A 13,936-nucleotide genomic window follows, 5' to 3' on the forward strand; every position below is an offset into this window, starting at 1 on the left:
AATGAGCAAAGGAAAGCACTAACTTTTCGATAGTGCAACCTGGCGGTTAGCGCTGCACCGGCGTACGCTTGTACCCATGGACCAGCAGCTGGACGACCTCGCCTACGACGTCTTCGCCAAGGCATGCCCCTCGCGCGCGACGCTGGAGCACGTCACGGGCCGCTGGGGCGGGCTGACACTCGGCGCGCTGTACGAGGGGTCGCTGCGCTTCAACGAGCTGCGCCGCCGGGTCGACGGGGTGAGCGAGAAGATGCTGTCCCAGACGCTGCACGCGCTGGAGCGCGACGGGCTGGTACACCGCGAGGCACAGCCGACGAACCCGCCGCGCGTGGACTACGAACTGACCGCGCTCGGCCGCGAGGTCGCCGGGCGGCTGCTCGCCCTCATCCACTGTGTGGAGGGCGCGATGGACGACGTGCTCACGGCACGCGCGCGTTACGACGAGACGCGCGGCGCCCTCTGACACTTCGGGCAGAAGTAGCTCGACCGGTTCATCCACGGGCGGCGGCGGATCGGCGTACCGCACCGCCCGCAGGGCTCGCCCTCGCGGCCGTACGCGTCCAGGGACCGGTCGAAGTAGCCCGACTCGCCGTTGACGTTGACGTACAGGCTGTCGAAGCTGGTGCCGCCGACGGCGAGCGCCGCGTTCATCACGTCCCGGACGTGGCCGAGGAGTTCCTGGGTGACCGGGCGGGTGAAGTTCGCCGTCGGGCGCTCGTAGTGGATGCGGGCGCGCCACAGCGCCTCGTCCGCGTAGATGTTGCCGACGCCGCTGATCAGCGACTGGTCGAGCAGGGCCCGCTTGATGGTGGTGCGCTTGCGGCGCAGCGCCCGGTGGAAGGCCTCGTCGTCGAACAGCGGGTCGAGGGGGTCGCGGGCGATGTGCGCGATGACGTCGGGCAGCCCGTCGGGGGTGTTGTCGTGCAACGACAGTCCGCCGAAGGTGCGCTGGTCGACGAAGCGCAGCTCCGTGCCGAGGGAGTCCGCGAACCGGACGCGGATGCGCAGGTGCTTCTCGTCCGGCGCCTCGTGCGGCTGCACCAGCAGCTGGCCGCTCATGCCGAGGTGCGCCAGGATCGACTGGTTCGTCTCCTCCAGCGGCAGCCACAGGTACTTGCCGCGACGGCTGGGGGTGCCGATGTGCCGGCCCTTGAGACGGTGCGCGAAGTCGTCGGCGCCCGCGATGTGCCGGCGTACGGCGCGCGGGTGCAGCACCTCGACCTCGGCGACGGTGCGCTCGGCCACCCAGCGCGCGAGACCGCGCCGTACGACCTCGACCTCGGGCAACTCGGGCATCGGGACCCCCGTACAGAGCGCTCGCACAAAGCGGTGGATGAACCGAGCGCCCGGCCCGCCGGGAACGGCGGGGCGGGCGCTCGTACTGCTGTGGGTCAGGCCGGAGCGGACGAGGACTCGCCGTCCTCGGCACCGGCCCCGGAGGCTTCGCCGGCCGCCTCGGCGGCCTTGGCGCGCTCGTCCGCGGCGGCCTTGATGGCCCGCCAGGCGGACTCGGCGGCCTGCTGCTCCGCCTCCTTCTTGCTGCGGCCGGTGCCGGTGCCGTACGAGACGCCTCCGACGCGGGCGGCAGCAGTGAAGGTCTTCTCGTGGTCGGGGCCGGTCTCCGTGACCAGGTACTCGGGCACGCCGAGCCCCTCGATCGCGGTCAGCTCCTGGAGACTGGTCTTCCAGTCCAGGCCGGCACCGAGGTTGGAGGACTTCTCGATCAGCGGGTCGAAGAGCCGGTGCACCAGCTCGGACGCCGCGTCGAGGCCCTGGTCGAGATAGACCGCACCGATCACCGCTTCCAGGGTGTCGGCGAGGATGGACGCCTTGTCCCGGCCTCCTGTGCCCTCTTCACCACGGCCGAGCCGGATGAAGGCGCCCAGGTCGAGGCCACGGCCGACCTCCGCCAGCGCACGCGAGTTGACCACCGCGGCCCGCAACTTGGCCAGCTGGCCTTCGGGCAGGTCGGGGTGGGTACGGTACAGCGTGTCCGTGACGACGAGGCCGAGCACGGAGTCCCCGAGGAACTCCAGCCGCTCGTTCGTCGGCAGACCGCCGTTCTCGTACGCGTACGAACGGTGGGTCAGCGCGCGCACCAGAAGGGCGGACTCGAGCTGATACCCGAGCCGCCCTTCCAGAAGCGTGTGGGACGAGGCCTGGTTGTCCGCCGGGCTCCCGCTCGCACGGGAAGAGTTCTTCTTGGGCGTGGACACAGTGCCTCTCACCTGGCCGCTCAGACTTCGAGGACCTGGCGCTTGTTGTAGGTGCCGCAAGACGGGCACGCGATGTGCTGCTGCTTGGGCTCGTGGCAGCGCTCGCACGCAACCAGGGTGGGGACCGCAGCCTTCCACTGCGACCGGCGGTGGCGCGTGTTGCTGCGCGACATCTTCCGCTTCGGAACAGCCACGGCTACTTCTCCTGCTTCTCGTCGACGCCCGCTTCCGCGTCAGCGCCGCTCATCTCGTCCTTCTCGCCGTCTTCGAGTGAACCGGCGAGTCCCTGCAAAGCCGCCCAACGGATGTCGACGGCGTCGTGGTGGTGGTCCGGGTCGTCCGTGAGCCGCGCTCCGCACTCGGAGCACAGGCCCTGGCAGTCTTCCTGGCACACCGGCTGCATCGGCAGTGCGAGCACCACCGCGTCACGCAGCAGAGGTTCGAGGTCGAAGAGTCCGTCCTCGAGGAAGAACCGGTCCTCGTCGTCCTCGGCGTCGTCGCCCGGTTCCGCGATCACGCGGCCCCGGTCGTCGGCGTCAGGGTACGAGAACAGTTCCTGGAAATCCGCTTCGAGCTGCTGCTCGACCGGCTCCAGACACCTTACGCACTCCCCCTCGGCCCGTGCACGGGCGGTGCCTGTGACGAGCACCCCTTCCATGACCGACTCAAGGCGGAGTTCGAGCTCCACCGGGGCGCCCTCGGGCACTCCGATGACTCCCTGGATCCCGAGATCCGCGGGGGCGTCGATCGTGCGGGTCAGGCGCTGGAGCGCGCCAGGACGCCGTCCCAGCTCGTGTGTGTCGAACACGAGGGGGTCGCGGTGGTCGAGGCGGGCGTTGGGAGCCATTCCTGCTTTCGATCTTCAAGCTCGAAGGGACACCGCCCGTCGGTGTTCCGGGCAGCGCTGATCGCGGACATACGCGCGACCGAAGAGCCAGGATACTGGACCATTCGCTCTCGGCCCAATCCGGCCGTTTCTACAGGCCCCGGCCCTGCTCGTAGGCCCGCAGCTGCTCCGCGCTGATCATGCCGGTGTCGAAGAGGCTGGTCTCGTCGAGGGCGTAGCCCTGCTGCCCCTGATGCTGGTGGGGCTGCTGGATCTGCTGGGGGTCGTAGGCGGCCTGCTGGGGGTCGTAGGAGCCCTGGTAGGCATAGGGGTCGGCCTGCTGGTAGCCGTAGCCGGACTGGGTCTGCTGCGGGAAGCCGGGGGCACCTCCCGCCGGAGCGTAGTCGGAGGTGGGGGAGTACGGGTCCGGCTGCTGCTGGTAGCCGTACGCCGGCTGCGGCTCGTACGACGGCTGCTGGGGCTGCTGCGCCGACCGGTCCTGGCGCTCGGCCGGGGCGTCCTGCTCGGCGAGGGCCGCGAGGTCGGCGAGGTAGTCGGCGTCGCTGGAGTGCTGGAAGGTCGTGGTGTCGTCGGCGAGGGCGCCGAGGTCGTCCGTGGCGATCCGGCCGTGCAGCTTCTGCCGGCCGCGGCCGACGGCCTCCAGGGTCTTGGCGAGGACCGCCTCGAAGGCGCCCAGCTTCGCGTCGACGTACTGGTCGGCGGTGTGGCGCAGGGTCTCCGGGTCATGGCTGCGCTCGGGGGCGTCCTCGTCCTCGTAGCCGTTCTCGTCCAGGCCGGGGCCGGTGCCGAGCAGCTTCTCGCGGCCGCGGCCGACCGAGCCGAGGGTCTTGGTGAGGACGACCTCGAAGTTGGCGAGCTTGGAGTCGACGTAGTCGTCGGCCTCGGCGCGGACCTCCTCGGCCTCCTGGCGGGCCTCGGTGAGGATCCGGTCGGCCTCCGTCTGGGAGCGGCGGGCGATCTCGGTGTCGGAGATCAGCGAGCCGCGCTCGACGTGCGCGCCCTCGATGATCCGCTCGGCCTCCTGGCGGGCCTGCTCGACCATCTGGTCACGGCCGCCGATCAGCTCCTGCGCCTGCGCGAGGGAGCCGGGCAGGGCCTGGCGCACCTCTTCCAGCATCGCGAGCAGCTCGGCGCGGTTGATCACGCACGAGGCCGACATGGGCATGGCCCGGGCGCCGGCCACCGCGGAGACGATCTCGTCGAGCTTCTTCTGCACGTCCACCTGTGCTCGCCACTCTCTACAGCCGGGTTGGAGACGGACGGGACGACTGTAGTCCCCTCCGTCCCATCAGTCCTTGTGCAGGCGCTTGTTGAGGGCCTCCAGCACCGGGGCGGGCACCAGGTGCGAGACGTCGCCACCCCAGGCCGCGACCTCCTTCACCAGGGAGGAGGACAGGAAGCTGTAGGTGGGGTTGGTGGGCACGAACAGCGTCTCGACGCCCGTGAGCCCGATGTTCATCTGGGCCATCTGCAGTTCGTAGTCGAAGTCGCTGACGGCGCGCAGGCCCTTCACGATGGCCGGGATCTCACGCTGCTTGCAGAAGTCGACCAGGAGGCCGTGGAAGGCCTCGACGCGCACGTTGTCGTACTCGGCGGTGACCTCGCGGATCAGCTCGATCCGCTCCTCGATCTCGAACAGGCCCTTCTTGGACTTGTTGATCATCACCGCGACGTAGACCTCGTCGTAGAGGCGCGAGGCACGGGCGATGATGTCGAGGTGTCCGTTGGTGATGGGGTCGAACGACCCGGGACAGACGGCGCGGCGCACTTGTGATCCCTCGCTCTCCGGTCCGGTCATCGTGCGTCTTCGCACGTAGAGGCGGCGCGACCGTACCAAAACGTTCCCTCGCCGTAGCGACGGGACCTCAGTGGTACGAATCCGTCGGGCCAGCGGAATTCTCCGCCTCTGGTGCTGCGCTCCACGGTGACGAGGGCTTCTTCGCTGAGCCAGCCCTCCGAGCGGAGTGTGAGCAGAATCTCGCGAAGATCGTCGTCCGTGACGGCGTAGGGAGGGTCGAGGAAGACGAGGTCGTACGGCTCGGCGGGGGGTGCGGTTCTGATGACTTGTTCCGCTTTGCCCGCTCGCACCTCGGCGCCGGGCAGGCCGAGGCTCCTGACGTTGTCGCGGACGGTCCTCGCCGCACGGGTGTCCGCTTCCACGAGGAGTGTGTGGCTCGCGCCGCGGGAGAGTGCCTCCAGGCCCACGGCGCCCGAGCCGGCGTAGAGGTCGAGGACCCGTTCGCCGTCGAGGGGGCCGCCGAGGAGGGACTGCCAGGTGGAGAAGAGACCTTCGCGGGCGCGGTCGGAGGTGGGCCGGGTTCCGGTGCCTGGCGGTACCGCCAGGCGACGTCCGCCGGCTGCGCCGGCGATCACGCGGGTCATCTTCGGTCCTTGGTCGGGGGTGGTGACGGATTCAGTGTGGCAGGCCGCTTCATCCCTTTTCCAAGTACTGCTCCCGCTCGTCGTCCAGCAGGGCGGCCAGAGCCGTGCGCAGGCCCGGCAGGTGCTCCAGCTCCGGGTCCGCCGTCACCACCGCCGTCGCCTCCTGCCGCGCCTCCGCGATGACCTCCTCGTCCTCGATGACCGCGAGGACGCGCAGGCTGGTGCGCGCGCCGGACTGGGCCTGGCCGAGGACGTCGCCCTCGCGGCGCTGTTCGAGGTCGATGCGGGAGAGCTCGAAGCCGTCGAGCGTGGCGGCGACGGCGTTCAGCCGCTGGCGGGCCGCGCTGGCCTCGGGCATCTCGCTGACCAGCAGGCACAGGCCGGGGGCGGAGCCGCGGCCGACGCGGCCGCGGAGCTGGTGGAGCTGGGAGACGCCGAAGCGGTCGGCGTCCATGATGACCATGGCCGTGGCGTTGGGGACGTTGACACCGACCTCGATGACCGTGGTGGCCACCAGGACGTCGGTCTCGCCGGCCGCGAAGCGGCGCATGACCGCGTCCTTGTCGTCGGGGTGCATACGGCCGTGCAGCACCTCGACCGCGAGGCCCTGGAGGGGGCCCTTGGCCAGTTGGTCGGCCACGTCCAGCACGGCCAGCGGCGGGCGCTTCTCCGCCTCGTCCTCGGGGGACTTCTTCCTGGCCTTCTTCGCGTCCGTCTCGTCGATGTCGTCGCCGATGCGGGGGCAGACGACGTACGCCTGGTGGCCGTTGGCCACCTCCTCGCGGACCCGCTCCCAGGCGCGGGCGAGGAAGTGGGGCTTGTCGGCGGCCGGGACGACATGGCTGGCGATGGGTGAGCGGCCGGCCGGGAGCTGGTCGAGGACCGAGGTCTCCAGGTCGCCGAAGACGGTCATGGCGACCGTGCGCGGGATGGGGGTGGCCGTCATGACGAGGAGGTGGGGCGGTTGCCTGCCCTTGCCGCGCAGGGCGTCGCGCTGCTCGACGCCGAAGCGGTGCTGTTCGTCGACCACGACCAGGCCCAGGTCGTGGAACTGGACCTTGTCCTCGATGAGCGCGTGCGTGCCGATGACGATGCCGGCCTCGGCGGTGACCAGGTCGAGCAGGGCCTGGCGGCGGGCGGCGGCGCCCATGGAGCCGGTGAGCAGCACGACCTTGGTGGCCTGCTCGGCGCCGCCCAGCAGGCCGCCCTCGGCCAGCTCGCCCATCATCTCCGTGATCGACCGGTGGTGCTGCTGGGCGAGGACCTCGGTGGGCGCGAGCATGGCCGCCTGCCCGCCCGCGTCGACCACGGCGAGCATGGCGCGCAGGGCGACCATGGTGTTGTGGGTCACCGCGAAGTGGTCGGTGACATACGCGTGACTGGAGTGCGCGACGCTGATGCACTGGACCGGTTTCCGGCCCACATGCTCCACCGCCCGGATGCCACGCCTGAAGGTGTTGTGTTTCGGACGTGGTCGCATGCGCTCGGCCTTGCGTGTGAGCCGGAAGGGGGCGAACTCCTCGGGCAGCGCGACCGAGACGTCGAAGGCGGATCCCTTCGGCAGCACCCGCGCCCGGCCGCCCAATGACCGCACGATCCAGGCGACGTCATCCGCGAGCCTGCGCGAGGCCGAGCACAGGGAGATGCTCATCCCGTCCCGGTGAATCGTGCCATCGGTGTCCAGCAGCCCTTGCAGGAGGGCGAGCCGGTTCTTGACCGACGCGTTCTTGAAGTCGTCGGGGATGAACGTGTCGTGGGACGTCAGGCCCCAGAGACCGAGGTCACGCAGGACCTGGATCACCGGGTTCCGGACGCCGCCCGCGCGCTGCGCCGGCTGGATCGTGTAGTCGCACCGGGAGCCCTGGACCGCCACGAGGCGGCAGTCCGGAGCCACGGAAGCCGCGACGGCGTCGTGGATCTCCGCGTCCGCGGTGGACAGGCGCAGGTCGTGCCGGAACGAAGCATCGCCCAGGAGGAGTCCGAACAGATACGGGTCCAGCGGGAGTCCCGAGTCATCGCCGAGGTCCACCGGCGTGGCCGCCGGGATGTACCACTTCGACGAGCCGTCGGCTTCGAAGAGGTCGTGCCGGATCTCCCTCGCGGTCATCACCTCCGGCGGCTGACCGCGATGCCACCCGCAACCCGTGCCGACGATCCAGAGGTGCTCGTCATCGCATTCCACGGAGCTCCCGTCGGAGAACACCATGCGCCACACTTCGCGCTCTCCCTGCGGGAAGACCCCGTCGACCAGGGCGACGTCTCCGTCGGGCACGACGACCTCGTCGCCCACCCTCACGTCTCCCATCCGCCTGAACCCCATGGGCGTCAGGACGAGCGAGTCCAGTGGCTGGGCCTTCCCCGATCCCACCTCGCCCTGGAGCAGGCGGTGCATCGGATGCTCCGTCGCCAGATCGTCGAAGATCTCGCGGGAGACCTTCTGCTGGCCCTCGGTGAGGGTGAAGGGGAGGCGGTCGTCGAAGGCCGTGAGGAGGCCGTCGGGCCGGGGCCTGCGGGGGACGGCCGGGAGCTGGGCGTCCGCGTGGCGGCGGCGGGCCAGGGCCACCTGGAGGACGAAGGCCTCGTCCCACTTCAGCCGGGCGCGGGCGTCGGCGATGTCCGTCTTGGTGTGCGGGCGGTGGATCTTGAGCAGTGCCTCGGGGAGCGGGAGCAGGCCGCGTCCTTCGAGGAGGGAGCCCGGCAGCGGGTCGACGGCCTCCTGGGCGGTGGGCAGCACCGTCTGGACCGCCTTGCCGATCTTCCAGGACTCCAGCTTGGCGGTGGCCGGGTAGATCGGGATCAGGGCGCCGGCCCAGCTCTCGACCGTCTCCTCGCTGTCGCCGCGCAGCAGTTCGTAGGCGGGATGGGCCAGTTGGAGACGGCGGTTGAAGACGGAGACCTTGCCGGCGAACAACGCGCGCGTGCCCGGCAGCAGTTCCTTGTGCGGCTTGTGCACGCCGTTGCCGAAGAAGACCAGCTGGAGCCGGCCGCTGCCGTCGGTGATCGTGACCTCCAGACGCTGGCCCTTGCCGCGCGGGGCCTTGGCGGAGGCGAACGTGTGCAGCCGGGCGTCGGCGACCTGGGCGACCACCGTGACGTGCTCGTCCATGGGGAGGTCGGCGAGGTGGGTGAGCTGGCCGCGCTCCTCGTATCTGCGCGGGTAGTGGTGCAGCAGGTCGCCGACGGTGTCCAGGCCGAGGTGCTCGGCCATCACCTTCGCGGTGGCGGGGCCGAGCACTGACTTCAGGGGCTGCTTCAGGGGTTCTTCCAGTGCGGGCACGAGATCCATTGCACACCACGGCACTGACAATGCCGTAGCACCGCCCGGCCCGGCCGCCGTGCGCGCTGCCCTGCGCATTCGCCCCGCCACGCCGTCAAAATCGGGGAAAGCCCTGGTCAGGTGCGCTGATCCGGCCCTAGGATGGCGCGCTCCGGCCCCCTTTCGCGGTCACCGGCCCGTCCGGGACCGCCCGACCCCGCGCCGCACGCGTCCCCCCTCCGGCGCAGTGACGATGGACTCCCAGACCTCACAGTCATCCCAGGCATCCCGGTCATCCCACCAACCTCACCCACCTCACACGTTCCAGGTCGACCTGCGCGGTCTGGTGGATCTGCTCTCCCATCACCTGTACTCCAGCCCCAAGGTCTATCTGCGCGAGCTGCTGCAGAACGCGGTCGACGCGGTCACCGCGCGGCGGGCCGAACAGCCGGACGCGCCGGCGCTGGTCCGGCTGCACCCGGCGGACGGCGGGCTGCGCGTCGAGGACAGCGGCATCGGGCTCACCGAGGCGGACGTGCACGAGCTGCTGGCCACCATCGGGCGCAGTTCCAAGCGGGCCGAGGGCCTGCGGGAGGCCCGCTCCGGCTTCCTCGGGCAGTTCGGCATCGGACTGCTCGCCTGCTTCGTGGTCGCCGAGCGGATCCGCGTGGTCAGCCGCAGCGCCCGTACGCCCGACGCGCCGCCGGTCGAGTGGACGGCGCGCGACGACGGCTCGTACACCGTGCGCACGCTGGACGGTTCGGCGCGGCCCGAGCCGGGCACCACCGTGTACCTGACCGCGCGTCCGGGCGCCGCCGAGTGGCTCGCGCCCGAGCGGGTCCTGACCCTGGCCCGGGACTTCGGCTCGCTGCTGCCGTACGACGTCCGGGTCGGCGAGGAGCCGGTCACCGAGCTGCCCGCGCCCTGGGACCGGTCGTATCCCGGTCCGGCGGGCCGCAGGGTGGCGCTGGCCCGGCACTGCCAGGAGCTGTTCGGGTTCGCGCCGCTCGACTCGATCGACCTGGACCTGCCGCTGGCCGGGATCCGCGGGGTGGCGTACGTGCTGCCGGCCTCGGTCGGTCCGGCCCAGCGGGCGCGTCACCGGGTGCATCTCAAGGGCATGCTGCTGACCGAGCGGGCCGAACAGGTGCTGCCGGACTGGGCGTTCTTCGTGCGCTGCGTGCTGGACACCGACAGCCTGCGGCCCACGGCCTCGCGCGAGTCGCTGTACGAGGACGAGACGCTGGCCGCCGTCCGCGACGCGCTCGGCGAACGGATCCGCTCCTGGCTCACGGGGCTCGCCGCCGGTGACCCGGAGCGGCTGCGAGCCTTCCTCGCCGTGCACCACCTGGGGGTCAAGTCCCTGGCCCGGCACGATGCCGGGATGCTGCGCACGATGCTGCCGTGGCTGCCGTTCGAGACGACCGACGGGCAGCTGTCCCTGGAGGAGTTCGCGCAGCGCCACCCAGTGGTGCACTTCACGCGGACCGTGGAGGAGTACCGGCAGGTCGCGCCGATCGCGTCCGCGCAGGGCGTGGGCGTCGTCAACGGCGGCTACACGTACGACAGCGAGCTGGTCGAGGCGCTGCCGTCGGTGCGGCCGGGGACGGCGGTCGCCGAGCTGGACGCGGACACCGTGACCGCGCACCTGGACTGCGTGCACCCGGCCGAGGAGCTGGCCCTGTCGGGCTTCCTGGCCGCCGCGCGCGCGAAGCTCGACCCGCTGGGCTGTGACGTCGTCCTGCGGTCCTTCCACCCCCTGTCCGTGCCCGCGCTGCACCTGGACGACCGGTCCGCCCGGCACGAGCAGGCCCGCGCGGACGCCGAGGAGCGGGCCGACGACCTGTGGGCGGGCATCCTGGGCTCGCTGCGCGGCAGCGCCCCGCGCGCGCGTCTGGTGCTCAACCATCTCAACCCGCTGGTGCGGCGCATCGGTTCGCTGGCGGACCCGGAACTGATCGGCACCGCCACCGAGTCGCTGTACGGGCAGGCCCTGCTGATGGCGCAGCGCCCGCTGCGGCCGGCCGACTCGGCGCTGCTCAACCGGGCGTTCCTCGGCCTCCTCGAATGGGCCACGCACGGAGAGTCCGCTCAGGGGGCTCGGGAAGAGGGCGATCACCGATGAGCGGAATCGACGGGACCGCGGGGACGGAAGGGACGTGGGGGGCCGACGGGATCACGGACTTCGACGCGCTGCGCCGGGCGCTGGCGGAGAACTCCGAGCAGCCGGAGGGTCCCGCCCGCAACGCGCGCGCGGAGCGGCTGCTGGCCGACGCCGAGCGGCTGGACGTCCCGCTCGCCGTGATCGAGGCGCTCGGACACCAGCTGAAGGTCTACAACTACAGCTCCGAGAAGGACAAGATGTTCGTCCCGTTCGCGCGGCTGCTGCGCATGTGGGACGAACGGCCCGAGGACTTCGACGCGTACGAGGCGCACTCACTGCACTGGGTCTTCAAGTGGATGTCGGCGGGCATGCTGGACCAGCCGCACGTGCCGCTCGCCTCGGTCGAGAAGTGGCTCGGCGAGATGGCGCACCGCTACCGGATCGCCGGGCACTCCGAACGGGCCGTGCGCAGCGCGGAGTTCAGCGTGGCCGCGCACGTCGGCGACCACGCGCGCGCGGAGCGGGCGTACGCCGCGTGGCTGGCCGCCGACCGGGACGAGATGGCCGACTGCCACGCCTGCGAGCTGCACGGGCAGGGCGAATGGCAGGTGACGCTCGGCCGGGACGAGGCGGCGCTGGAGCTGTGGCGGCCGGTGCTGGAGGGCGAGTACGCGTGTGCGCACGAACCCCACACCGTGCTGGCGTCGTCGCTGGCCCCGCTGCTGCGCCTGGGCCGCGTGGCGGAGGCCCGGGCGCATCACCTGCGGGGCTTTCGCCTCGTACGCCCGATGGAGTCGATGCGGGGTGCGTACGCCGACCATCTGGAGTTCTGCGTGCTCAGCGGCAACGAGGCGCGCGGTCTGGAGCTGCTCGCCGAGCGGCCGGCGTACTTCACGGACACCGGGCATCCGCGCAGCCTGCTGGACTTCATGTCCGTGGTGACGCTGCTCATGGACCGGCTGACCGAGCTGGGCCTCGGCGGCCGGCGGGTGCCGGGGCCGGCCGGGCGGACCTGGACGGCGGGCGAACTCGCGGTCCACGCGCGCGCGGAGGCGCTGGCGCTGGCCGAGCGGTTCGACCGGCGCAACGGCACGGCGTACGTCGGTGAGCGGGCACGCGCGCGTATGGCCCAGCGGCCGCTCGCCGACCGGCTCCCGCTGGGCGTCCGTACGCCCCGCACCGCACCGGCGCCGGTGGCCCCGCCCGCGCCCTCCGGTACGGCGGCGGCACCCGGCCTGCCCGCCCTGCTCGCCGAGGCCCGGAGCCTGTCGGAGACGCTGCGCCCGCACGCTCTGGAGGCCTGGGCGGCGGTCGCTCGGGCGGCACCGGGCGCGGAGCTGGATGCCCGGGCCCGCGCGGAGATCACCGACCACGAGGCGATGGCCCGCGGCCCCGAGGGTGTCGCGCTGTTCGCCCGGGCGGCGGAGCTGTACGCCGAGGCGGACGACCCCGGCGAGGCCCTGGGCGCACGCGCGCGTGGCGCCTACGTCCGCGCCCTGACGGGCGAGGTGCCGGCGGCCCTGGCCTCCGTCACGGCCCTGTACGACGAGATCCTCGCCCTGTACGCCGAGGAGGGCACCGGAGTCCGGCAGACAGCGTCGGTGGCGATGAGCCGAGCCCGGATTCTGCTGCGCGGCGTGCACGAGGGAACCGTGTTCGACACCCCGGCACGCGAGGAGCCCACGGCCGGGAAGCCCACACGCGAGGAGGCCGAAGCCGAGCGGCAGGCAACCGGCGGACCGGCGGCCGAAGCGGCCCGTACGGGTGGGTTCGGGGTGGCGGTGGGGGGTGATGCCGTGGGGCGGGCCGAGCGGGCCGTGCGGGAGGTGCTCGCTCTCGTGGACGGGCGGGGTGCGGACGATGTGCGGCTGGCCGCGCGGGCCGCGGAGGCGCGGGCGATGCTGGCCGAGCTGGCGGGTGTGCGCGGGGACGCCGGGCGGGCTGCGGCGTCGTTCCGCGAGGCGGCCGCCGCCTATGTCGACGCCGGGCTGCCGTGGTTCGCCGTCGAGTACGAGGTACAGGTCGCCGCCCTCGCGCATCAGGCGGGTGACGCGGACGCGGCCGAGCGCGCGCTGCGGTCCGCGCTGGAGCACGGCGGGGCGTACGTGGAGCCGGTCGGGCGGGCCCAGCTGCATCTCCAGCTCGCCGAGGTCGTCGGCGGGCGCGACGATGTCGTCGAGGCCGCCGAGCAGGCCCTGCAGGCCGCGCACTGGGCCGACGAGGCGGGCGAGAGCGGCACGCTGGGCGCCTGGGCGCGCCAGCAGCTGGGCGGCTTCCTGCTGCGCCAGGGCCGCTGCGCGGAGGCCGCCGAGGTACTGGAGTCGGCCCTGGCGGACCTGTCGGCCGAGACGCACGGCGACGGGCCCGTCGTCCAGGCGTTGTGGTGGCTCGGCGACTGCCTGAGCGCGCTGGGCGATCACCAGGGAGCCGCCGAACGCCGGCTGCGGGCCGTCGAGTTCGCCCGGCACTGGCCCGAGCAGCAGGACCACGCCACGCTCGCCCATCTCGCCGCGGAGTCCCTGGGCAACGCCGGGCTGCTGGACGAGGCGGAGCAGGCGTACACGCGCGCGGGCGAGCTGTGGCGGGCGCTGGGCAACCCGCACTTCCTCGTGCGCTCGCTGCGCGCCCGCGCGTGGCTGGCGCTGCGCGCGGAGTCCGGTGCACAGGGTGCACGGGAGCTGATGGCGCAGGCGGTGCGTACCTGCGAGGCCGCACGGGAGGCCGCGGCGGATCCGGTGGTCCGGGAGCAGCTCACCGCCGAACTGGGCGCCACGCACCACCAGTTCGGTGAGCTGCTGGCCCGCTCGGCGGCCGAGGAAGCTGAGGAGGCCGAGGAGGTCGAAGACCGTGTGGTCCAGGGCGTGTTCGAGGCCGCGCTGGCGCAGCTGGACCGGGCGGCGGCGCTGTTCGGCACGCTCGGCGCGGACGGGCTGCACAGTCGTACCGGTGCCGAGCTCGCCGCGGGCCGGCTGGAGGCCGACCTCGGCCGGCCCGCCGAGGCGGTCGCACGCGCGCGTGCGGTGCTCGAAGCCTACGAGAGCGCCGCCGAGGACACCGACGACGCCGAGGACGAGACGGTGCGGGAGCGGCGGGCGCAGGCGGCGGAGCTGCTGGAGCTGGAGCGGTGAACT

11 protein-coding genes are annotated in these 13,936 nt (G+C 72.2%); 3 read left to right on the forward strand and 8 right to left on the reverse strand.

Annotated features, from left to right (window positions below; all coding sequences use genetic code 11):
- Positions 1-76 precede the first annotated feature (76 nt).
- Entirely contained in the window at positions 77-463 is a 387-nt protein-coding gene (locus BIV25_RS03760) for a helix-turn-helix domain-containing protein (RefSeq protein WP_071370683.1), read from the forward strand.
- Here the strand turns inward: BIV25_RS03760 and mutM are convergent.
- The 8 genes from mutM to BIV25_RS03800 all read right to left on the reverse strand — a co-directional run bounded on the left by mutM (position 436) and on the right by BIV25_RS03800 (position 8,731).
- The gene (mutM, locus tag BIV25_RS03765) at positions 436-1,296 is read right to left on the reverse strand and encodes a bifunctional DNA-formamidopyrimidine glycosylase/DNA-(apurinic or apyrimidinic site) lyase (protein ID WP_071370684.1); all 861 of its coding nucleotides are present in this window, start codon (positions 1,294-1,296) and stop codon (positions 436-438) included. The genes BIV25_RS03760 and mutM overlap by 28 nt on opposite strands.
- Positions 1,297-1,391: 95 nt before the next feature.
- Positions 1,392-2,228: a ribonuclease III gene (gene rnc, locus BIV25_RS03770; protein ID WP_371272983.1), complete on the reverse strand. Its 837-nt coding sequence runs from the start codon at positions 2,226-2,228 to the stop codon at positions 1,392-1,394.
- Between the two features lie 8 nt (positions 2,229-2,236).
- Positions 2,237-2,410: a 50S ribosomal protein L32 gene (gene rpmF / locus BIV25_RS03775; RefSeq protein WP_003951102.1), complete on the reverse strand. Its 174-nt coding sequence runs from the start codon at positions 2,408-2,410 to the stop codon at positions 2,237-2,239.
- A 2-nt stretch (positions 2,411-2,412) separates the two neighbouring features.
- A complete protein-coding gene (locus BIV25_RS03780; RefSeq protein ID WP_071370686.1) occupies positions 2,413-3,063 on the reverse strand; it encodes a DUF177 domain-containing protein in 651 nt (216 codons plus the stop codon).
- A gap of 130 nt (positions 3,064-3,193) precedes the next feature.
- Positions 3,194-4,285 carry an ATP synthase F0 subunit B gene (locus BIV25_RS03785; protein WP_071370687.1) on the reverse strand — a complete coding sequence of 364 codons (1,092 nt, stop codon included), beginning with the start codon at positions 4,283-4,285 and terminating at the stop codon, positions 3,194-3,196.
- A 66-nt stretch (positions 4,286-4,351) separates the two neighbouring features.
- The gene (coaD, locus tag BIV25_RS03790) at positions 4,352-4,831 is read right to left on the reverse strand and encodes a pantetheine-phosphate adenylyltransferase (protein WP_071370688.1); all 480 of its coding nucleotides are present in this window, start codon (positions 4,829-4,831) and stop codon (positions 4,352-4,354) included.
- 26 nt (positions 4,832-4,857) lie between these two features.
- Positions 4,858-5,445 carry a 16S rRNA (guanine(966)-N(2))-methyltransferase RsmD gene (gene rsmD, locus BIV25_RS03795; RefSeq protein WP_071370689.1) on the reverse strand — a complete coding sequence of 196 codons (588 nt, stop codon included), beginning with the start codon at positions 5,443-5,445 and terminating at the stop codon, positions 4,858-4,860.
- Positions 5,446-5,494: 49 nt separating this feature from the next.
- Positions 5,495-8,731: a helicase-related protein gene (locus BIV25_RS03800; RefSeq protein ID WP_071370690.1), complete on the reverse strand. Its 3,237-nt coding sequence runs from the start codon at positions 8,729-8,731 to the stop codon at positions 5,495-5,497.
- Between the two features lie 223 nt (positions 8,732-8,954).
- Here BIV25_RS03800 and BIV25_RS03805 point away from each other — a divergent pair, with 223 nt between their 5' ends.
- Together BIV25_RS03805 and BIV25_RS03810 are read left to right on the forward strand one after the other, a co-directional pair.
- Positions 8,955-10,826, forward strand: coding sequence for an HSP90 family protein (locus tag BIV25_RS03805; RefSeq protein ID WP_079176415.1), 1,872 nt, complete (start codon positions 8,955-8,957; stop codon positions 10,824-10,826).
- Entirely contained in the window at positions 10,823-13,933 is a 3,111-nt protein-coding gene (locus tag BIV25_RS03810) for a hypothetical protein (protein ID WP_071370692.1), read from the forward strand. Before BIV25_RS03805 ends, BIV25_RS03810 begins: the two co-directional genes overlap by 4 nt.
- Positions 13,934-13,936: the final 3 nt, after the last annotated feature.

Source organism: Streptomyces sp. MUSC 14, assembly GCF_001866675.1.
GTDB lineage: Bacteria > Actinomycetota > Actinomycetes > Streptomycetales > Streptomycetaceae > Streptomyces.